This is a genomic window from Bacillus sp. FSL M7-0307 (assembly GCF_038627835.1).
Taxonomy (GTDB): domain Bacteria; phylum Bacillota; class Bacilli; order Bacillales; family Bacillaceae; genus Bacillus; species Bacillus altitudinis.
Genome location: NZ_CP152023.1, coordinates 385,916 through 410,701, shown reverse-complemented (window position 1 = coordinate 410,701; position 24,786 = coordinate 385,916). Strand labels below are relative to the sequence as shown.

3 protein-coding genes are annotated in these 24,786 nt (G+C 45.7%); all 3 read right to left on the bottom strand.

What is annotated here, in order from left to right; all coding sequences use genetic code 11:
- Position 1 precedes the first annotated feature (1 nt).
- Positions 2 to 10,144 carry an amino acid adenylation domain-containing protein gene (locus MHI41_RS02000; RefSeq protein ID WP_342494490.1) on the bottom strand — a complete coding sequence of 3,381 codons (10,143 nt, stop codon included), beginning with the start codon at positions 10,142 to 10,144 and terminating at the stop codon, positions 2 to 4.
- A gap of 62 nt (positions 10,145 to 10,206) precedes the next feature.
- The gene (locus tag MHI41_RS01995) at positions 10,207 to 14,040 is read right to left on the bottom strand and encodes an amino acid adenylation domain-containing protein (RefSeq protein WP_342494489.1); all 3,834 of its coding nucleotides are present in this window, start codon (positions 14,038 to 14,040) and stop codon (positions 10,207 to 10,209) included.
- A gap of 44 nt (positions 14,041 to 14,084) precedes the next feature.
- Positions 14,085 to 24,782, bottom strand: a complete 10,698-nt coding sequence (locus MHI41_RS01990; protein WP_342494488.1) for an amino acid adenylation domain-containing protein — start codon at positions 24,780 to 24,782, stop codon at positions 14,085 to 14,087.
- Between the last annotated feature and the right edge of the window lie 4 nt (positions 24,783 to 24,786).

The following is a 24,786-nucleotide window of genomic DNA, read 5'->3' as shown; positions in this document are numbered from 1 at the left end:
CCTACATCCAATCCAAAATCTGAATCTTGCTTTCTTCTGTCCAAACGCCGACATCCCCTGTCGGATAAAGGTATTCGCCTGTTTGATGTTTGAATGGATGCGGAATTTTATGCGCCTCCATCCAATCGGCTAGCTCTCCAAAAAGTGCTTTGATCTCTTTTGCGCCGATAAAAATATCTCCAGGAAATCCAACCGGCATGAGCTGATGTTCTTCATTCAGGACATATATTTCCGTTTCATAGGTAGAATCATGTACGCCTGCATAGACTTCTTCTTGGTCTGGGTATAGCACGCTGACATGTGCGTTTTTCGCCCAATCACTGATCATCCGCTCTTTTTCCTCATTTGTCACAATTGTGAAGGAAGATAGCGGCGTATCCACTTGTTCTGTCATGGCTTCAAGTGTGTGAATCAGCTGTTGCATCAGCGTTTGTATTTGCTTTTCTGTATATTGATGTAAGTTGTATGTGATCCGAAGCTCCAGCGTATCTCCCGGCACTGCGACAAGGGTTAAGTCATAATTTGTTTCTTCATGACTGGCGATGTCTAAAATGCGTACGCCATACGGCTCAATGGATTCAATCGGATAGTTTTCAAACACGACAATGCTGTGAAACAATGCCTCTCCATTTGGAATTTCCGTCATCTGCTGAATATCTGGCAGTACAGTATACTCGTATTCTCTCATCTGAAAAACGGTTTCCTGTGTATAGGCGAGCAATCGCGCAATCGTCCAGTCCGAATGGATCGGCAGACGAAGCGGCAATGTGTTAATAAAGAGCCCTGTCATGCTTTCCACTTCTGGTAAGTCGGCTGGCCGGCCAGATACGGTCACCCCAAATATGACATCCTCTGCGCCTGAATGAAGGTGCAAGAGCAGTCCCCACGCTGATTGAATCAGTGTGCTCAACGTGACCTTCTGCTTGCCTGTCATCTTCTCCAGCTTCAGTTGCATCTCTGGCGTCAATTTGACGCTGGACTGCGCCATGCTTGCTTCTTGGTCTGAAGCATGTTCTTCGCCGTCTCCTGGAAGCGGTGTCGCTTCCTCTACGCCTGACATATAACGCTGCCAGAATTCTTGCGCCTTCTCTTGATCCTGCTTTTGCAGCCATTCGATAAAATCTTTATATGGACGGACTGTAGAAAGACTGATCTCTCGTTCGTCCACAAGAGAGCGATAAAGCGCAAAGGATTCCTGAATAAAGCTGAACAAACTCCATCCATCGATTAAAATGTGATGAAAACTAAAGACAAACGTGCATCTTTCCTCATCACAACGGAATAAAGCAATCCGAATAAGCGGTTCATCTATATGGTCTAAATTGAAATCCTTTGAACGATCAGATACTAAAAAGTGTTCGATTGTCTCTTCTTGCTCCTCGTCACTCAGGTGGCGCACATCGTGCTGAGTGAGGTGGATGCTTCCTTCTGATTGAATGAACTGAACAGGCTCCTTCAGCCCTTCCCAAGCGAATTTTGTTCTCAAAATGGAATGACGTTCTACAAGAAGATTCCAAGCTTGTTCATAGGCATCGCCGTTTGTTAAGCCTTCGAGTGTCATATGCACCTGACCAAAATAAGCTTGTGAGGCTTGATCTAGAAGTGCATGAAACAGCATTCCTTGCTGCATTGGAGACAGCGGATACACATCGACTACATTGTCTGGAAGTTCATCTATTTGCTTTTGCGTGAGCTGAACCATTGGAAAATCAGATGGTGTAAAGCCGCCGCTCGTTTCAACACAATGCGTCAAGATGATCTCCATTTTTTCTTTAAAACGTTCAGGTAACAACCGCACCTCTTGATCTTGCAGCAGTTCTCGATTGATCATAAAGTTCATCTGCAACTGACCATCTGTCACATATCCATACACATCGATCAAATGCTGTCTTTCTGCTTTCGGATCGTGAACATGTCCATTTCGTTCGTCTGCTATATAAAGCTTGGCTTCGCCATCTGCCTGATCTAACTGACCAAGGTAATTAAAGCTCATCTGCGGCGTTACCGTTTTGAGTAAACGAGATTCTGTCATATATTGAAGCAAACCGTAGCCGATTCCCTTTTGCGGCACAGCTCGTAAGGTTTCTTTGACGTCTTTGATTTGTCTTGCAACATCGGTTTGAATAAAAGGAATAAAAATAGGATAAGAGCTTGTAAACCAGCCGACTGTCCGTGACAAATCCATCTGTTCAAATAAATCCTCGCGTCCATGCCCTTCTAACGTGATGAGCATTGGCTTTCCAATGGCTTGCGTGAGGCCTGATAACAGTAAATCGTTAATCTCTGTTCGGTATGCTTGTGAGGCCTGTCTAAGTAACCTATCTGTTTGTTCCTTTGTGAGCTGAACCGACAGGATCTCTGCATGTTCTTCTATATTAGAAAGCGCAGGCAGTTGGAAAGGAGAACCTTCTTCCTCTTGATCCTTGATTTTTTGCCAAAAAGAGGCCTGCGCTTGTAATTGATCGGTTTGTGCATATTCATATAATGCATCTGCCCACTGCTTATAGGAGGCGGTTTTTTTCGCAAATATGATGTCCTGCCCCGTAGCAAGCTGTTTCAATCCATTTAGTACATCTTCTTGTATCATGCGCCATGATATGCCATCTATGACGAGATGGTGTGCAGCAATAAAGAGCTCAGACGTGTCTTCACCTGTATGGAAAAGAATCGCTTTGATCACTTCTCCTCGCTCTAATGACAATGTTCCTTGACAGGCACTTGTCTCCAAGCGGATTTGTTTCCGTGCTTCCTCTTGAGACACATCCGTCACATCAAAGAATGTGACACAAGGTGTGACACCAGGCTCACGAATGGTTTGAATCCATGTGCCATCTGCCTCTTTTGTATATATAGCTCTCAGCATATCGTGATGATCGACCAGTTTTGAAAGAACCTGTGTTAACTGTTCATGTGGAACAGATCGCTTCATTTCAATATGCGCCGATAGATTCCAATAATCTTGATTGGTCATCGATTGCTCAAAGAACCAAGATTGAATCGGGAGAAGACGAACCTCTCCTGTCACAGGTGATTGATCATAGACCGTAGAGACCTCTGCCTTTCTCATCGCTTGTGCGAGTTGTGAGATGGTCTGTTTTTCAAATACATCTCTCGGCTGGATGACGTAGCCTTCCTGTGCTAAGCGTGCCACCATTTGTATGACAATAATGGAATCTCCGCCAAGCTCAAAGTAGTTATCATGGACGCCAATAGAAGGAGCGCCTAGCAGCTGAGACCACACTTTTTCTAACACACGTTCTTCCTCAGTAGCTGCTTTATCAATGGCTGTTTCTACTTCTTCTTGTCTCCACTCTGGCGGCGGAAGACGCTTTTGGTCTACCTTTCCATTTGGCGTAAGCGGTAATTCATCCAGCTCTATTAATAGGCTTGGCACCATATAATCTGGCAGGATGTCTTTTAAGTTATGGCGAATGTCTTGCGTGGTCATGCCGCCTTTTTGGACAAAATAACCGATCAATCGCTTATGACCACTCTCATGCTGATGCGGGATAACGGCAAATTCTGTGATGTCATCAAATGTCAGCATAGCGGCTTCAATTTCTCCACATTCCACGCGGTGTCCGCGAATTTTCACTTGATGATCGATTCTTCCAAGGCAGTCAATGATGCCATTTGACAGCCAGCGGCCCATATCGCCTGTTTTATATAAACGCGCTCCTTCTTGGAAAGGATGCGGGATAAATGATGATGCTGTTTTTTCTTCATCTCCAAGGTAACCAAGTGCCAGCCCTGTGCCGCCAACGTAAATTTCGCCGATGACGCCTTGCGGAACTGGCTGCATTTGGTCATCTAATACATAAGCTTGTGAATAAGCAATAGGCTGTCCAATCGGGACCGTCGCCTGATCTTCTTCCAGTGCTCGAATGTGATGCACACAGGAGAATGTTGTATTCTCTGTTGGTCCATAACCATTTAAAAGCCCTTCAGGCAAATACGGTAGTGCTTTTCGGATATGAGCGGCTGATAAGGCATCTCCGCCGACCAATAATGCATGAAGTCCAGATAAAGCTTCTGGATGTTCTTCTGTTAAACGGTTGAACAGCGGCACAGTCAGGAACCCTGTTGTAATCTGATAAGTTTTTAGTGCTTCCGCTAATGTATCCATTGATAAAATGGTATTTCGATCCGTCAGTATGAGCCTTCCCCCGTTTAAAAGGGCACCCCATATTTCATACGTAAAAGCATCAAAAGAGAAGCTGGCGATTTGTAAAATGCGCGTTTGTTCATTAAGGGTGACATAGTCTGTTTCACACACAAGCCGGACGACCGCTTGATGCGGGATCAGTACTCCTTTTGGCTGTCCAGTTGACCCCGATGTGTAGTTGATATAAGCAAGTCCATCAGGTCTTAGTGCAGCGGGCATGACTTCTGCTTCTGGTAAAAATTCTTCATACCCTTGATCAAGACAAATGAGTTCCGTTTGATTGATGGATACTTTTTTCAGCCATTCATTTTTTGTCAGTAAAAGCTGAATACCTGTATCTCTCAGCATATAATCAATGCGGGCATCTGGATATTCAGGATCAATTGGCACATAAGCCCCGCCTGCTTTCACAATGGCCAGCACCCCAAGAATCATTTCAGGCGATCTGTCGATGAGCAGTCCAACTGGTTCATGCGGCGTCACGCCTCGCTGCTGCAAATAGCCTGCTAGACGATTGACTTTCTCGTGTAACTCCTGGTACGTCCACTCATCTCCTTGAAACTCAAGCGCCACTGCATGAGGTGTCTTTTTCACTTGCGCTTCAAATCGTTCCGTCATGAGTAGCGGACCTTTTGGTTGATCAGTCTTTCCGCTCCATTCATAGAGCAATTGATGCTTTTCTTTCTCTGGCAGGAAATTCACTTGTCTGATCGGCTGCGCTGGATTTTCACAAATTCCTTCAAGCAGGTGCTCGTAGTATGCGAGGAATCGCTCCATCGTGTCATCAGAAAACAAATCCGCATGATACTCAAGTTTTAACTGAAGACCTTCAGCTCCTTCAAACACAAACAGAGAGAGATCAAATTTCGCTGTATCATTATCTTCAATGGCTAAAACCGACGTCGCCTCTCCCATTGGAGAAGCTTCAAGCGGTAGGTTTTGCAGAACAAACATGACCTGAAACAGCGGCTGCTTACTGGCATCACGCACAATATTCAATTCATCGACCACCATCTCAAACGGCACATCCTGATGTGCATAAGCACCGACGGTTGTCTCCTTCACTCGCTCTAATAATTCCGTAAAGGCTGGATTCCCGCTATGGTCGATCCGAAGCGCCAATGTATTCACGAAAAAGCCGATTAAATGCTCCATTTCCGTTCGATTTCTCCCAGCAATGACCGAGCCAATGACAAACTCATCCTGTGAAGACAATCGATGTAATAGAGTAGAGAAAGCCGACAGCAAGGTCATATACAGTGTGCTGTCTGTTTTCTTGGATAGCGCCGCAATCTTTTTAGACAGTGACTTCGACAGCTGATATGTTTTCGTCTTCCCTTTGTAGGATTGAACGGCCGGCCGCGGATGATCATACGGCAATACCAAATCTTCAACAGGTGCCGCAAATTGCTCCTTCCAATAGGCAAGCTGCTTACCTAGTGGTTCTCCTGTCAAATACTCCTTCTGCCACAGTGCGTAATCCGCATATTGAATTGGCAGTGCCGGCAAGTGAGGCTCCCGCCCTTCGATCGCCGCTGTATACCACTCGGATAATTCTCTTGCAACAATGCCGATCGACCAGCCATCTGACACGATGTGGTGAATGGACATAAGCAAGATATGCTCTGCGGGTGAAAGTCGAATCAGCTTCACTCGAAAGAGCGCTTCGTGTTCTAATTGAAAAGGTGTGGATGCCTCTTCTTTCGCCCATTCAGCCGCTTTTTGTTCTTTCTCTTCCTGTGACGCTATGCCTGAAAGGTCCATCACCTCAAGCTCTGGAAGGGCCATCTGTTCATGAATGACCTGTACCGGTTCATCCCCGCTCATTGTAAAGGACGTTCTGAGCGATTCATGTCTTTCCACCATATGATGCAGACTTTCCTGAAGCACCTTGATATCTAAAGGCCCGTTCATCCTAAAAGAAATCGTATTATTGTAAAATGGCAGATCCGGCTCTAATTGATAAAGGAACCACTGTCTTTGCTGGGCATAAGACATCGGAATTTCCCGACCCTTCTCCATTTTTCTCATCGGAATCACTTCATCTGCTTTGGCATTTGAATCGATCCAGTCTGCTAATTCTCCGAGTCTCGTATGTTCAAACAACACAGCAAGCGGCACGTCAAACCCTGTTTTTTGTCTAACCGCAGACAGCATTTGCGTCGCCTTCAGCGAATGACCTCCTAGTAGAAAGAAATGATCGCCGCAGCTGACATCCGAGACATCGAGCAACTCTGACCAAATGTGTGCGAGCAGTTTCTCCGTTTCTGTGTGAGGTGCTCTGTTGTCTGAATCCATTCCGCTTTCCTCTATTAATTCATGAAAATATGCCTCGTCTGGCGTTCCATCTTCTGTTTCTTTCCAATATTCCTCAGGAAACAAATGCACGGCATATTCACCAGATAGACGGGACTGTAAACATGTATGAATCGATTGATAGAGCCGCTCTTCCACCGCCTTTGTTTGATCAGTTTTGAAAAAGACGTAAAAGGTCTGCTCTGTTTGCATCTCCGCATCCGCATGGACCATCTCGTGAATCTCTTTCTTCGATCGATCCAATCCCGTATAAATGAGCGGAGCATCTGTCATCAGACATGCGAGCATCGTTTGGAAGCCTGCCTGCTTTGAAATTGGGAGATAACCTCTTTCTTTTAAAATGCCTTTTATCATGGAGCCTTCACTCATGCCAATCTCGTCCCACATGCTGAAACTAAAGCAATATGGCTTCACTGTAGATGTCAGCTTCTGATAATGAGCAAATTGTTCAACGAACTCATTGGCAGCGCAATAGGCGCCGACAGTCATACCGCCCTTTAGCGTTCGGGCTGACGAGCTGGAAAGAAATAAAACATTCCTGCGTTTGGAGGCAGCTTCATGAAGCGCAATCGTTCCATATACCTTCGCTTCGTACATGTCATTCAGAGACACAGAAGTCATATCAGCAAGCAGTTCTTCTTGAATGATACCTGCGAAATGAATGATCCCATCCAGCCTTCGATTTCCAGCGACCTCATGTCTAGAGATGATCGCTTCCACCTCTTTTTCAGCCGTGATGTCTGCTTTCTCATAAAGAACCTTGCCGCCATGCAATTTTGCCTGCTTTTCTAGCAAAGACAATGTCTCTTGCTGGTCACTAGAAAGTGCCTCTCTCTCTTTCCTTCCAAGCAACACGAGATGTGCTTGATAAGATGTCAGTAGGTGTTCACTGACTAAACGTCCAATTCCGCCTAGCCCGCCTGTTATGACATAAAGCCCAGATGATTCAAATGGTGGCTCTTTCCTTTTCTGTTCCTTTTCCAAATGAAGAGGTGCTAAAAAGGGAATATAACGAACACCTTGACGATAAGCAGCAACATGACGGTCTTGGTCATGTGTGAGTTCTGCCATCATCGCCATTGCATGGGAATGACTAGATACCGATTCTGCTAGAGAAAAATCAAGACATTGCACCTTGATAAACGGCCATTCATGCTGAATTGCTGTCATCAGTCCTACTGTCGTTGCTTTTTCTACATCGTGGATTTGATCCTCCGGCACATTCATCGCATGGGCTGAGACAAAAGTGATGGCCACCTGCTCCTCATAGACGGAAATGGCTTTTGTTAAAAATAATGCACTCATGCTGCCCGTTTTCTGCGCTTGTTTTGCCTTGTCCACATAAAGCTTGTCTTCTTGGTTTGTATAGTTCCAAAGGTGAATGATGTGTTTCACCGAAACGCCATACGAACGGAGCGTCTCAAAGAGTTGTTCGTAGTCAGACGGCCGATTCGGGTGGATGATGAAGTGAGTGTGTGTGAGTTGTTTGAACGCTTGACCCGGTTCAACCGTAATGTATGTTTGTTCACTGTTTGCAAAAGATTTCAATTGATCTGCCAGTCCTAATGGATCTGCAAAGATCACAACGTCCCCTATGATCTGCTTGTCAGCTACATCAAGTGGAGCAGGTATCCACTTCTTTTGATAACTCCAATCAGGCAAGGTATGTTCATTTTCAAGTCTCATGTCCATTTCCATGATCATTTCATCAAATTCGCCTTCTTGCCATCTTGTCTTGAGCTGTGCCCTTTCTATTTTTCCAGAGCTTGTTTTGGGAAATGCATGCTTCTGGACAGGAATGATGCGAGATGCAGACAAGCCCATTTTTGTTGCAATATGGGATTTAATGTGTTGACTTGCCCTCATAATATAAGCTGGCTCATACAGCTTCGGTGTAAAAAAGAGAATCAGTTCATCGGATGCAGAAGCCTCCATTCGGACAGAACAAGCAGCCACAAAGCTCGTTTCTACTCCCGGTACTTCTTCTGCTATGGCTTCAATTTCATAGTTGTGATAGTTTTTCCCGTTGATGATAATCATGTCTTTTTCTCTACCGGTTAGTGTCAGCCTTCCTTCGTGCAGGAAACCTAAATCACCCGTGTGAAACCAGCCATCCGCTTGAAATACTTCTTGATTCGCTTCGTCATTCCGGTAATAACCCTTCATGGTGGTTGGACCTTTTATTTGCACACGGCCAATATGATCTTCTGGAAGAAGCTCATGCTGATGATTGACGATGCGTATCGTGATACCTGGAATCGGTTTGCCCAGCTCTGTAAAGCTGACGGTTCCTGTCTCACGTGCTTCTGCTGGTCTTAGCTGCTCTGTCAGCGACGTTTCCTCAAAGGTCAGAACCCCGCTGTTTTCATCTCCACGCTCAATCGCAAAGGAAAACACAACCGCTGATGAGATTTCAGACATGCCGAAAGCCGGTCTGATCACATCTCCCTTTAAGCCGTGCGGAGCAAGCAAATGTAGAAATCGGTGGATGGTTTTTGGAACGACCGCCTCTGCCCCATTGATCATGCAGGTCACCGCCGACAGATCCCAAGACCCTGATGAAATCTCTTTCTCATAATCATTGATCATCGCAAATGCAAAGTTAGGTGCCCACGTCTTCGTTGCACGGTAGCGGTCCATCCAGTCAAGCCACCGCAACGGCTGAGCGATAAAGTCATCTGTTCTTGCCCGAATCTGCTCGCAGCCTGTGTACACATTGACAAGGTGGAACATCACGATGCCGCCAATATGATCTAAAGGCATCCAGTCTAACGAGACATCCTCTTGTGTAAATTGATTCGCTGCCACTGTTCCTTTGACGTTCGCCAGCACACTTCTATGGGAATGCTCTACACACTTTGGCATCCCTGTACTTCCAGACGTTAAGATAAAGAAGACGGAATCATCCGGCGCGGCAGGGTGAGCGGCTGTATCTCTTTCTAATGTCAGCATCGGCTCAACTGCTGCGACACGTAATTGGTCTGTATGCCACAGGAAGGCTAACCCTTGCACCTCCTCGATCAGTGAGTCATCTGTTAGGATGAGCGGATGCTCGAGCAGCTTCCAAGCGTGATGAAGCTTCTTCACTGCAGCATTCATCTCCCGATAGGTTGGGGCAGCCGACACAAGCGTTGGAACAAATCCGCCTAATACACATGCCCAAAAGGCAGTGACCATGGCATGATTCGATGAGAATTGAAAGAAAACAGGATCGCCTGCCTTAAGCCCCAGTGCCCTTAACCCAGTCAGAACCCTCTCGGCGTCTCCTTGTAACTGCGCATAAGATTGTGTGAGTTCGTTCTTGCTATTCACGATATACGTAAGCCCATTTGTCGTTTTTGCAGCCTCTGTTAAGACGTCCTGTAAGGTCTGTGCGCCTTGTGTGACGTCGAGATCCCCTCCATAGGAAAGAGCGGGCGGCATGTCGGCCAAAGCAGGTACAGCCGTTTTCGTCTGTATCGTTTCCGCTGCGGCCTCATGCTCAATGTGCTTGTCGAGAAATAAATGAGAGAGGTGATACGGCCGCGGTCGAATGGTTTTTTCACGTGAAAAAACAGCGAAGCGTTCGATTTCGTTGGTTTGTAAAATGGTTGTTTTTACATCTTGTAAAATCGCATCCATTGATTCATGTATACTCGTTTGGTTAATGGTTGATGGTTTCATATGAGTTCCTTTCCTTTTTTGTTAGGCAGGACTGCAAGGCTGCATCCTGCCTAATCTAAAGTTTACAAGACTCGTTCTCTATTTGTTTGATTGACAATATGTTTGATCAGCTGTGCATTTTGAGCTGCACATTCTTTCTGTTTGAACATATCAGCATGCCGGCCATAGCCTTGGTATTGGGTAAAAGATCCGGCCGTTGCCTGTGTCCACTCTTCCATCCAGTCCGGGATCGCTATTTGTTCTTCAGATTGGATGAACGTAATATCTGCCTGTATTTTGCCTTGATTCACCCCCTTAACAAACGTTTCATAGTAGGCGCGCGTCTTTTGGGCAAGCGCTTCTTGAACGATCTCCCCTTGAGCAAGTTCGCTTTGTTTCGTTTGATGAACAATCGCTTCAATATCATCATCAATGGATCGTCCTTCTAAATCACTTTCTCCAATTTTCTTATAGGAATCGATCATGATGACCTTCTCGACTGTCCGCCCTCCTTGTTCAAGCGCTTGAACAAGCTCAAAGGCGAGGTAACATCCGCCTGAGTACCCCATCAACGTCAGCGGCCCTTTTGGCTGAAGGTGCTGAATATGCTGAACGTACTGCGCCATTCGGTTATTCGTTTCAATAAAATCAAAGGCGACTAGCCGAACATCATCAAGCGTTTTTGCTGCTTCCTGATAGATAAAGCCGTAGCCTGGTAATGGCGGAAGAGCAAAGACTGTTGATGTTTGAGATTCATTGAATACAAGATAGCCAGCGGTTTCCCCGTCCTGATGCTGAATATAACGACTAAGCGCTTCAATCGTCGGGGTCTCAAACAACAAATGGATCGGCACCTGAACCTCAAACTCTTTTGATACTTTGGACAATAGAGACATCGCTTTTAAAGAATGTCCGCCAAGCTCAAAGAAATGGTCATCTGTGCTAATATCCTCTCGTTCAAGTACTTCCCGCCACATCAAAAGCAGCTTTTGTTCCACTTCATTTGCGGGCAGTTTCACACGGCGGTTTCCTTGCGGCGCCTCTGGTTTTGGTAGCTGGCGTTTATCAACCTTCCCGTTTGGCGTAAGTGGGAGGTTCTCCAGTTCAATCAGCTCATGAGGCAGCATATAAGCTGGAAGACGCTCTTTCAGCCCTGATTTGATGTCATCGAGTTTCCCTTTCCATGCATCATCACACGTGATGTAGGCAAGCAGTCTTGTATGATTTGTTTCATCATGATCCGCTAGGAGTACAGCTTGTTTTACACCTTGATGCATGAGAAGGTTGGCTTCAATTTCTGTCAATTCAATTCGGTGCCCGCGAATTTTCACCTGATCATCGACTCTGCCTGCATACTCAATCAGACCGTCTTCTCGAAAATAGGCTAAATCCCCCGTGCGATACAGGCGCTCACCCGAAGCGAAAGGATGAGGAATAAACACTTGTTTTGTCAGATCAGGACGATTCAAATATCCTTTTGCCAGTCCTTTGCCGCTCAGACAAAGCTCTCCAACCATTCCAATCGGCTGAAGCTGCCTGTGCTCACTCAATATATAAGCGCCCGTCTGGTTGAGCGGCTTCCCAATTGGAATAGAATGTGCCTCTAAAGGGATTGCTTCATCTATTGGATAATACGTGGCAAAAACCGTTGATTCGGTTGGTCCGTATACATTCAACAATCTGCCTTTTCCCATCACATCAAAGGCTTTTCTCACATGCTGAACTGATGCCCTCTCTCCCCCAAACAGCACCTTACGCACACCGCGCATCCAGTCTGTTCCTTCATCAACGAGAAGATGGAATAAAGCCGTTGGAACAAACATGACAGAAATATGCTCTCCTTTTATCAGCTCAGTGAGCTTCCCCATATCTAAAATGGTTTCTTTTTGCGGCAGGACAAGCTTTGCTCCGTTTAAAAGCGCACCATATACATCAAATGTAAAGCCATCAAATACGCTATTTGATAACGACAACAATGTATCTGTTTCTAAAATGGTTAAATAATTCGTATTTTTGACCACCCGGGCAATATTGGAATGGGTCGTCATGATGCCTTTTGGCTGTCCGGTTGTTCCAGATGTATACATGATGTATGCCGTATCATCTAAACGAGCTTCAAGTGGCAGATTCTCTGAGCTCATCAGTAAAATTTCTTGATCATCTGCAAAAAGATACGTGCCATCAAATGCGAGTGACCTCGTCTGACTGATAAAGGATGAATGAGTCAGAAGATGCGTCGCTCCGCTATCTTTCAGCATATATTGGATACGGCTTTCTGGATAATCTGGATCAATCGGCACATAGGTGGCACCTGCTTTTAAGACAGCGAGTAAGCTGACAATGAGTTCAGGTGTCCGCTCTGCTAAAATGGCGGTCACCGTTTGATGATTGACCCCATTTTTTTGCAAATGCCTTGCCAGTCGATTGGCTTGTTCGTTCAGCTCCGCATATGTCATCGTGTGATCACCTGCTGATAATGCCACTGCATTCGGCTGTTTTCGGACATTATGCTCAAACCACTTTGTCAAATATAGCTGATCATGCTCAAGCTCAGGTGCATTCCATTCCTCTAACATTCGCTGTTTTTCCTGCTTTGTCACAAGTGTCAGTGTATGAACTGACTGATCTGGATGTTTGATGGCCCCTTTGATCAAAAGGGTCAGCTGATCCTTTAATTTACGGACAAATGCAGGGTCAAATGCACGCTGATTAAAGGCCAGCTTCAGCTGCAATTGTTCCCCGGGCGACGCCAGTAAATTGAGATCATAGTTCGATTTTTCATAGACATTCATGTCTTCTACTGTAAAGCCAAGCAGTGACTCCTGCTCGTCTTTCTTTGCAGCAGGGACATTCTCAAACACCACAATATGATCAATGAGCTGCTGCTGACCTGCCTTAGCCTGAATATCATAAATCGGGATATATTGGTGCGGTTCAGCAGCTAAAGACTGCTGCTGCGTCTCTGATAATAGAGAACGGAACGTCATTTGGTCTGTCAGCTGAATTCGTCTTGGAATGACATTGATGAACAACCCCACCATCCGGTCCACACCAGCCAAATCCGACGGACGTCCTGACACAACTGTTCCAAACAAAACATCATTTGACCGCTGATACCTGCTTAGTAAAATGGACCAAGCCGATTGAAGCGCACTGCTTAACGTGGCATTCTGCTGCAAGGCTAACTCTGATAAAGCAGCTGTTTCTTCTTTACTCATGGCCCATTCGATTTCGCCTAATTCATGCTCATTTGTTTGCTTTCGCTGTTCTTTAAAAGTCGATTGCCCCTCAAAGCCAGCCAAAGATTGCGTCCAATATTCAAGTGAGGCTTGTTTATCTTGTTTTTCCAGCCAATGAATATATTCTTTATATGGCTTGACTGGCTCCAGCCTGTAAGGGATGTCATGCAAAAGTGCATGATAAATCGCAAACAATTCCTGCACAACTAGACCAAAACACCAGCCATCTAGAAGGATATGGTGATAGCTCCATATCCAGCGATAGCTTGAAGGACCCGTTTGAAAAACGGAGGCCCGCATGAGCAAATCTTTTGAGAGATCAAATCCTCTCAGCTGATCCTTTTGTTTAAAACGATCAATACGTTCAAGCTGTTCACTTTCAGAAAGATCCTGTATGTCCACAACATCAAGCTGGAAAGGTCGATTCTTTAATACAACTTGGACAGGACGCTTCACTTTTTCGTGGAGGAACACGGTACGAAAAATATCGTACCGTTCCACGATGATATTCATGCTTTTCTCAAGCAAATCATGCCGAAGTGTGCCCTTCACGTTCATATCCATTTGTTCTACATAAAAGCCTTTTTCTTGATGATGGAGGGTATGAAACAGCATTCCTTCTTGCATCGGTGACAGATAGTACATATCTTGAACTTGATCCCTTTTAAATTGACTCATCTATTTCATTCCTCCTTTCCTTTTTCATGACTGATCTAGTGGTGTTAGGTCAATTTCTCCTCGAGCATGTCAAAGATATCGTCCATTTCATCCATTTCAAGGTCTGCAGCCGAGAAGTCACTTGGCGTAAATTCTCGCTCTTGATGCGCTAAGCAATGGGTGATGATGGATCTGATTTTCTCCTTCAACAATGCGATGAACTGCTGTATCGTTTGTTCTTCATATTCACTTGCACAATATGAGCACGACAGAATGAATTGATTGTGCTGAACAAGACCGCTGAGGTTCAGCTTATAAACAGCTTCGGATTCAGGGCTCGCTTGACGGCCCATATCATAGGTTGAGGGCCCAAAGAGTTCTGTCGTCACTTCCTGATCAATCTGCCCAAGATAGTTCAAGCTGATTTCAGGCTGCACGTGTTTGACTGACGGTTCGGATGGTGTCATGTATCTTAAAATACCGTAACCAATCCCTTTATTCGGTACACGCCGTAGCATCTCTTTCGTACCTTTGATAGCGTCTGCAATGGTCTGATTCGGTTTCGCTTCAAGAACGACTGGATACATGCTCGTAAACCAGCCAACTGTGCGGGATATATCTAATCCTGATAAAATGTCCTCTCTTCCATGACCTTCAAGCTGTACATGTACATGAGATTGACCTGTCCATTCCTGAACGGCCAGTCCGAGCGCACATAGAAGAATATCATTCATTTCTGTTGTGTACGGAAGATGGATATTCGTTAACAGATGCTCGGTTTCTGCTTCTGTCAGCTGCATTTTGACAGCTTTCGTATCCGCGACTTTTCTTTCTTTTACTTCATGGTCAACAGGTAAAGTCGTAAACGGTCTATTTTCAATCGCTGCCCAATACTCCTTTTGGTTTTTTAGCAGCTGTGACTGCGCGTATCGTTCAACCGCTTCTGCCCATTCTTTGAAAGAGTGCGTTTTTGGCGGCAGAACCATCGCTTCTCCTTTTTCTGTCTGATGATAAAGAGACATAAAGTCTTCTAGTAAAATCCGGCATGAAACGCCGTCAATCACTAAATGATGTGTGATCATGAGTAAGTGATCACCGTTTTCTGTATGGAAACAAATCACTTTCATCAACGGACCTTTTTCAAGATTCAGTTGACGCTGATACTCATTGGCGTATGTGGAAATCGCCTGTTTCACATCTTGCGCTTTTGAAACATCACAAGAAATAATTGAAAATGGTTCTGTCAGCTCCCGCTGATTGTATTGCAGAATGTCATCATGCTCCTGTCTGAACACCATGCGCAGTGCATCATGATGTGAGAGCAGCCTTTGCAGAACTTGTTCTGTGACAGCCAAGTCAAACCCTTTTGGTGCATGAAGCATCATTGAGAGATTCCAGTGGTGCTGGTGATCAAAGTTCCGTTCAAAGAACCAGCGCTGAATTGGTGTTAAAATGACCTCTCCTTCGACAGGTGATTGATCAGCTGTGAGAAGATCCGCTTCTTCGATATATGGGCGGAGCTCCGCAATCGTTGGGTATTGGAAAAGCAGTTTCATATCGAGCTTCCAGCCTTCTTGCGTGAGTCTGCTTGCCATTTGGATGCCTTTAATCGAATCTCCGCCAAGGAAGAAGAAATGGTCGTGAATACCGACTTGGCTGACGCCAAGCACATCTTCCCAAATGCCGCAAAGCAGTGCTTCCACTTCATCTCTTGGCGCTTCGTATGCTGTTTGATTCGCTTCCATATCAGGTGCTGGCAGTGCTTTGAGATCCACTTTTCCATTTGCCGTCATCGGCAGTTGGTCTAGCTTGATGATCCATGATGGCACCATATATTCAGGCAAGGTGCACTTTAAGCTTTCTTTCAAAGTGCCCGTTTCTTCATCTGTGATGGCGTAAGCCACAAGAGCGTCTTGATCACTTGCGTCTTTGACCGTTGTCACGACGGCTTCTTTCACTTCATTTAGCGCAAGGAGCTGTGCTTCAATTTCTGATAGCTCAATACGGAATCCGCGGATGTTCACTTGATGGTCTTTTCTACCGAGGTAGATCAGCTCGCCATCCTCTGTCCATTTCACCAAATCACCTGTACGGTACATGCGCTCTCCTGGATAAAACGGATCTGGGACAAACCGTTTGTCCGTTTCCTCTGGGAGATTCCAGTAGCCTCTTGCCAGTCCTTTCCCCGCAATCACAAGTTCACCCGGTACGCCTTGCGGCGAGAGGTCATATAACGAACCCATAATGTAAAAACGAGTATTGGCAATCGCTGTTCCGATAGGAAGCGTGCCTTGATCTGGATCAATGATCCCACTTGTCGCCACGACCGTATTTTCTGTTGGGCCGTAGTTATTGACGAGTTTGTATGGAACGGGCTTCACCTGTTTCAGCTTGTCCCCGCCTGTCAGTAAGTAACGGAGAGAATGATTGTCCATCGACATAAACTGCTCACATAGCTGTGTTGGCAGGAACGCAATGGTGATGCCTTCGTGATTAAAATACGAATTGAGCTTGATCATATCGAGGCGAATCGCTTCGTCGATGATATGGAGCTCTGCGCCGGCGATCCACGTCGGGAACATCTCCCAAATGGAGGCATCAAAGCCAAAGCCGGCATATTTGGCGGTTCGGTCTTGTTTCGTCACCTGGAAGGCATCATTGTGCCAGTAGGCGAGATTGACAAGGGACTGGTGCTCGACCATGACACCCTTCGGCTGTCCAGTCGTTCCAGATGTGTAAATCATATAGGCGAGATCCGTTGGCTTGATAGGAACCTGAATCTCGTGCGCTTCTCCTTCTACCGCCTCTTCTATGAAGAGGGTATGACCTGTGAAAGAAGGTGGTGCAGTGAGCTCTTTCTGAATCAGAAGGACCTCTGCCCCGCAGTCTTCCAGCATGTAGGCAATGCGCTGCGCTGGATAATCGGCATCAATTGGCACGAATGCCGCACCTGCCTTGAGCACACCGAGAACAGCGGCTGTCATCTCGAGCGATGGACGCGTGAGAATGCCGATGCGGTCTCCCGGTTTTGTGCCGCTGGAAATGAGTCTTGCGGCGACTGTATTCGCCCGATTGTTCAGCTCTTCATACGTCCAGCTTGTGCCGCAGAAGGATGCGGCTTTTTGATGAGATACTTCCTGCGACTTCGCCTTAATCAATGCATGAACCGTTTGATCTGTCGGGACATTTAGGATAGGTCCTGACCATTCATTAAGCAGTTCTCGCTCTTCTTCTTTTGTTAAGATTGAGATGGTTGAGATCGGCTGATTCAATTTCGCGATCATTTCGTCTATGATTCGCTCAAAATATTGACTCCATCGCTGAATGGTACTCTTTTTAAATAGTGCCGCTGCATATTCAAAGCGCAAGCCCACTTGATCTTGTTCCTCAAAGATGCCGAGCGTTAAATCAAACTTTGCCTGAACGGCTTCTTGCTGTTTGTGTGAAAGCGTAAGTCCATTCAAATTCGGTAACGTCAGATCACGGTCATCCGTTGTCATCATGACACTAAACAACGGGTTGCGGCTCGTGTCTTTCGAAAGGTCTAACTGCGCGACCAAATCCTCAAACGGGAATCCTTGATGCTCATAAGCTGATAGATTGTGATCTTTTATTTTTTCTAGCAGATGCTCTGCAGTTTCTTCTAACTGAACGTCATGTCGAAGGGCCAGTGTATTCACAAACATGCCCGGAATCCGTTCGATTGACGCATGTGTACGGCCAGCCGTTACAGCACCTATGACGATGTCATGCTGCCCAGTCAATTTATGAAGGAGAATGGCAAAGGCCGTTTGCATCACCATGTTCAAGCTCACATTTTTTTCAGCCATGAGCGCTTTGACATGCTGCGCCTTTTCAGCAGACAGGCATCTATCAACCCGGTCTCCTGCAAATGACTGCACGCTAGGCCGCGGGAAATCAAGCGGAAGTGCCAAGTCTTCTGGTGGCTGTGCATATTGCTCCAGCCAATACTGCCGCTGTTTTTCAAGTGCTACTTGCTGCTCTTCCTCTTGCTGCCATACCGCATAATCCTTGTAGTGCAACTGAACTGGCGGTAACGTCTTATGCTCATACAACTCCGCTAATTCTTGAATGAGCAGACTGCGTGTCACCCCGTCTGCGATGATATGGTGCATATCCATCATGAACACATATTTATCATCAGACAGCTTTGCCACTTTCGCCCTCATTAGAGGTGCTTGATGTAATGAGAATGGTGTCATGAAGTTGTCTACGACGGATTGTACCTGATCGCTTTCTACTTCAACCATCTGTAACGTAAACGGCACACGGCGATAAATTTTTTGGACGGGACTCCCGTCAATTTCAACAAAGGCTGTCCGCAATGACTCATGTCTATCAATTAAAGCGTGAATCGCTCCTTCTAGCTGCTTCAGATCAAGGTTTCCTTCCATCATGAAAACGGCTGGCATATGGTAGGTGACGGATTCTGGATGCAGCTGCTGTAATACGTACATTCGCTTTTGTGCGGAAGAGACTGGATAGAAATCTTGCTTTTCCGCTGGCTGAATGGATGTAACGAGCGAAGCATCAGCTTCTTCCAAATAGGCAGCTATCGCCCGTATCGTTGGCTTTTCAAAAAGAACCTTGAGTGGAACATGCTGATTCAGTTTGGCTTGCATTTTCGAAATGAGCACCATGCCTTTCAGAGAATGCCCGCCTAATTCAAAGAAATGGTCATCAATGCCGACTTTTTCAATCTCAAGAACATCTGACCAAATATCACAAAGCGTCTTCTCAAGCGCCGTTTCTGGTGCTGCGTGTGCCGTGCGGTTCATATGTGCCTCATGAGGAAGCGGCAGAGATTTCGCATCCACTTTTCCGTTTTGCGTCAGCGGAATATGATCCACTTTGACAAAATAAGTAGGAATCATGTAATCCGGCAGTGTCTCTGAAAGCTTTTCTCTAAATGTCAGCGTTCCAATGTGATCAGGTGCTGTATAATATAACGCCAGCTCCGGTAAACGAGATGTGTTGATCACTTTGACATACACTTTTTGAATGGTTGAAAGGGCACGTGCGGCATGCTCAATTTCTTGTTTCTCAATTCGATAACCGCGAATTTTCACTTGATCGTCTACTCTTCCAAGGAATTCAATCTCCCCATTTGCATGCTGTCTGACCAAATCTCCAGTCCGATACATCCGCTCTTGAGGGAAATAAGGATTTTCAAGAAAACGCTCTGCTGTTAATTCAGGCTGATTCAAATAACCTTTTGAAACACCATCACCTGAAATGTAGAGCTCACCCGGTGCGCCATAAGGGACAAGGCGCTGCTCGCGATTGCATACAAGCGCTCTTGTATGAGCAATAGGCTTTCCGATGATAGAACGCTCCTTTAAAGCGTCCAGTTCATGCGGTGTCATTAGCTTGCTCACTGTACCAATCGTTGTTTCTGTCGGACCGTAATGGTTCATCACTGCGACGCATGGATGCTGCTTCATAAATGTCTCAACATCTTCAGAGACAATCGGTTCTCCTCCCAATACCACAAGCCGTAAAGCGTCAAATGTATAACCCTTTGAATCTGCCATCATATGAAATAAGGATGGTGTCATTTTGATATAAGTCAGCTCTTGTTCATCAATAAAACGCATGAGACGTACAGGGTCTGTATACACGTCTTCACGAGGAATATAGAGTGTCCCGCCTGCTTTTAGAACCGGGAAAATGCTTGTGTAACCAAGGTCGTATGCATAAGAAGACAGGAGTGCCGTTCGATCGCATTCTTGTAAAGTCACTTCATGTGTCAACCAATTGACGTAGTGTGATAGATTACGATGCGTGAGCTGTACACCCTTTGGCTTCCCTGTTGTTCCAGATGTGTAAATCACATAAGCCAGTTGATCAACCGATACGTCCGGCAGGTCTAGAGAATCGTTTCGTTGGACGGCTTTCTCCACATGTACGACCTGAATCGACTTGAGATGCTGATAGGAATCACCAAGAGACTCATTTGCCACGATGACTTTTGCCCCTGAATCTTTTAATGTGTAACGAATACGTTCCGCAGGAAAAGCTGGATCAATTGGTACAAATGCACCGCCTGCTTTCATTACACCTAGCATCGAGACAATGACATAGACAGAGCGATCAAGAATAAGCGCGACTGTGCTTTCTTTCTCTACGCCTTGCATCTTCAGCTCACTGCAAAGAGCATTGGACATGCGATCCAGTTCGCAGTAGGTGAGCTTCCTTTCACCATCCATCACCGCAATGGCATCAGGTGTTTCCATGGCTTGACGTGAAAATTGCACATGATACGGCTCATGTTGACCTGTTTGTTCTCCATCCCTTTTCTCCAGCCGCTCCATTTGCTCATGCTGATCCAAGAGATTGAACAAGCCAATTCGTTCATTCGGATGCTGGACCGCCTCACGAATAATCGCAAGCAGATGTGTTCCGAACCGGCGGATGGTTTCCTCTTTAAATAATGCCGTTGCATAGTCTAGGCTTAGTTTTATTTCTCCCTCACGTTCAAATGCTTCTAGAGACAGATCAAATTTGACGGATCGGTGCTGCATCGCATAAGGCGAAATGTTCAGATCGCCGAGCTTTAGTGCAGGAACATCCATGTTCTGCATATTAAACGAAACACTAAAGAGCGGGCTTCGGGTTGTATCACGATCAAGCGGCAGACGCGCGATTAACTCTTCGAGCGGATAGCTTTGATGTGCAAAAGCATCTACACTCGTTTCTTTTATTTCTTCAAGCAGCTGTAAAAATGACTTTGTTTGTTCCGGTTTTCCGCGCATCGCAATGGTATTGATGAACATCCCCGGCATGTCCTGAATATCTGGATGTGTTCGCCCCGCAACAGGAGATCCGACAATGATATCTTCCTGTCCGCTGTAGGAAGCGAGCAGCACTTGAAATGCAGATAACAAGAACATGTACAGCGTCGTATCTGTATTCTTGAGCAGCTCATGAATACGCTGAGTCGTCGCTTGATCACAGCCAAACATCACCCGTTCTCCAGAAAAATCACGTTCCACTGGACGCGGGTAGTCTGTCGGCAAATCTAAAACCGGTACATCTCCTTCGAATTGTTTCAGCCAATACGCTTCATGCGCACGCTGTTTCTCTGTTTCTTCTTCACTTAACTGCCAGACAGCGTAATCTTTATAATGAATGGCTCTTTCTGCAAGTGCCTCTCCATCATAGGCTTTCGCCAAATCCTGAATGAACGTCTTCATGGAACTGCCATCTGTAATCAGGTGATGTGCTTCCAAGACTAATAGATGACGATCATGACTCACTTTGAGCAACTGTGCCCGCAGGAGGGGAGCGGCTGTCAAATCAAACGGCGCCTGACGTTCAGCAAGAAATGCCTCGGCCTCTTCTTCCTTTACATCATGAACAGGGAGATCAAATGCCGCTCGTTCATGTACCCTTTGGACGACGTTCTCGCCTTTCATATGAAAACTCGTTCTTAAGATTTCATGCGTTTGAATCAATTCATCAAATGCTGAGGTGAGCCGCTGATGATCAAGCGTACCTTCAAGCGTTAAGACGATCGGAATATGATAGTTCGTACTCTTAGGTTCAAGTGTTTGTAAAATGTATAAGCGCCGCTGAGCTGGTGACACTGGGTAGTCCTCCGCCTTCGCTGCGGGTAAGATCGGATGTCCTTGTTCTTCTTGACCGTCCTGGTCAATGTATGCCGCAAGCGATCGAACCGTTGGCTTTTCGAATATCACTTGAATCGGAACTTCCTTTTGGAACACTTCTTGAATTTTGGCTGACATCATCATTGCTTTGAGTGAATGTCCGCCAGTCATGAAGAAATGCTCATCTATTCCCACCGCTTTCCCAAGCAGTTCCTCCCAAATTTGAGCAAGCGCCTTTTCCGTCTCGGTTTCAGGTGGAATGAGCCTGATTTCTTCACGATCAGCTTCGTCAGGCGTTGGTAAAGCTTTTCGATCGACCTTTCCGTTTGCTGTAAGCGGAAAAGCATCTAGCTTCATGACGTGATGAGGTACCATATATGCTGGCAGTGCTTGATGAAATAGAGCCCGCACTTCTTCTTCTTCTGTGATCGTTCCCGTATAGTAAGCGGTCATTTCTTTTTCTTCTGAAGGAGACTCATGGATGAGCACAACCGCATCATCGATCCCTGTCTCTTGTTGAAGAACCGTTTCAATTTCACCGAGCTCAATACGGAAGCCGCGGATTTTCACTTGATCATCTGTCCGTCCGAGAAATTCGATTTGACCATTTGAACTGTACCTAGCCAAATCTCCTGTTCGATACAAACGCCCTTCTGCCTTGAAAGGATCAGCGATAAATACTTGCTCTGTTAATTCTGGACGATGCAGATATCCTCTTGAGACACCGTCTCCGCCAACATACAGCTCTCCTGGCGCGCCAATTGGCTGAAGTCTTTGATTGTCATCTAAAATGTAAGCGGACGAATGATTGATCGGCTGACCAATTGGAATCGTGCCCGTTTCATCCCCTCTCACCTCATAAATGGTTGAGATGGTGGTGTTTTCTGTTGGGCCATACGCATTCAGTAAAACAAGTGATGGATGGTTTTTCTTCACAAGCTCTGCACTTTTCACATTGATCACATCACCGCCTGTGATCAATTTGGACAATCCTTTAAACATATGCGGCCGCTGCTGAGCGAGTTGATTAAACAAACCTGTCGTTAAAAAGAGCGCCGAGATTTGATTCGTTTGGATAAATCGTTCAAACCGGTTGATGTCTAATAATGTGTCACGGTCAACAGGATAAAGCGTTGCACCGTTCAGCAGTGTTGTAAAGATTTCAAAGGTAATGGCATCAAAGCTGACTGCTCCTGTATGTGCCATACGATCCGACTTGTTCAAGCCCAGTGTCTCCTGAGAACATGCCAATCTGACAATATGCTGATGCTCAATTTGAACACCTTTTGGCTGGCCGGTTGACCCCGACGTGTACATGATATATGCCAATTGCGAAGGAGAGGTCTCGACTTCCAATGGTACGATTGACTGATTCGATATGTCTGACACATGAACGGCTTGGATGCTTTCATGAACTGGCGGCTGGCTGTCCGCATAGAGCAACACGGATGCACCGCTGTCTTCAAGCATAAAGCGGATTCTCTCCTCTGGCTGGGCTGGATCAATTGGTACATAAGCAGCCCCTGCTTGAAGAACCGCTAAAATGGCGATCACTGCTTCAGCAGATCGATTCATATACACTGCGACGGCATCTTCTTGTTTCACTCCGCTATCAATCAAATGTCCCGCAACACGATGGATTTCTTGGCCGAGCTCTTCATAGGTGAATGCCCGCTCTCCTTCGACTAACGCCAGATGGTCTGGTTGCGTTTGAATGCGTTCTTTAAGAAGCTCAGGAATAGACAGATGCTTTGGATAATCTCGTTCTGTCTTGTTCCATGCTTCAATCTGCTGTTTTTCTTCTTCGGTGATACACGTCACGTCATGAAGGCGAACTTCCGGATTTTCGATGATCTGCTTCATGAGATTAGTGAGGTGTTTCGATATTTTTCCAATGACCTCTTCTTCAAAAGCCACCGCATTGTATTTGATTTTCAATGTCCATGTTTCACCTGGATATACGAGGACATTTAGATCGAAATTGGTTTGTTCAAATCCGTCTTTTACATCAATGGAAAACCCTAGACGTTCCGACATGGTGTCACCAGATAGCTCTTGATCTAAAGGATAGTTCTCAAACCCGACCAAGTGATCGAAGAGTTGTCCTCCTGCAGCTGTCTGTTGCTGAATGTCATAAAGCGGCATAAAATCATAGTTTTCCGCTTCCAGCGCATGCTGCTGAACTTTTTGAAACAGCTGTTTGAAGGTGTCTTCCTGATTCATTTCTACCCTGACCGGTATTGTATTGATAAAAAGCCCTGCCATCTGTTCAATACCAGCCACACTTGGCGGCCTGCCAGATACGACTGTTCCGAAAGTGATATCATTTGCCGCATGGTAAGTGCCTAAAAGAACCGACCAAACAGCCTGGAATAGATTTGGTGCTGTCACTTGGCAATTCCTTGCGATCTCTTGAATGCTGCTGACCATTTCAGCATCCCATGTGAATGTCCATTCCTGATGGTCATATTGCCCGTTCGCTTCTTTCTGTTGCAAAAGCCCTTGATGCTGAACAGCACCGTCTAAGCGATCCTTCCAATAGCCTTCCGCTGCTTGTTGATTTTGCTTGCCAAGCCACTGGATATAATCTGCATAAGGTTTTCCTTGTGAGCGATCCGGCGTTTTGCCGTTCCGATAAGATTCGTAGTAATGAAACAATTTTTTCATCAAAACTCCCATGGACCAACCATCCATGATGATGTGATGGTTGCTCCAAATGAGATGCCAGTTTGTTTCATTCAGTTGAAAAACAGCGACCTTCAATAACACATCATTCGTTAAATGGAAGCCTTGCTTTCTCACTTGCTTTTTATATTGATCTAGTACCTTTTGCTGTTCCTGATGATTCAGGTGAGATAGATTCTCTCTATACACATCTAGATTGCGCTCTGCCAGTACAACCTGACGAGGCTTCTGTAATTGCTGATAGACAAAGGCTGTACGGAGAATGTCATATGTGCCGATGAGCTCATTGAGACTTTTTTCAAAAAGATCGAGATCAAATTCCCCTCTTATTCCAAGCTCCAGCTGTGTGAAATAAGAGGAAGAATTAGGGTCTAGCATGGCATGATATAACATGCCTTCTTGCATTGGTGTTAAAGGATATACCTTTTGAATCTTCTGTTTGCTCATAGTC

Coding starts and splice junctions, on each gene's coding strand:
- MHI41_RS02000 (WP_342494490.1), bottom strand. CDS start 10,144: ATGAAACCATCAACCATTAACCAAACGAGTATACATGAATCAATGGAT.
- MHI41_RS01995 (WP_342494489.1), bottom strand. CDS start 14,040: ATGAGTCAATTTAAAAGGGATCAAGTTCAAGATATGTACTATCTGTCA.
- MHI41_RS01990 (WP_342494488.1), bottom strand. CDS start 24,782: ATGAGCAAACAGAAGATTCAAAAGGTATATCCTTTAACACCAATGCAA.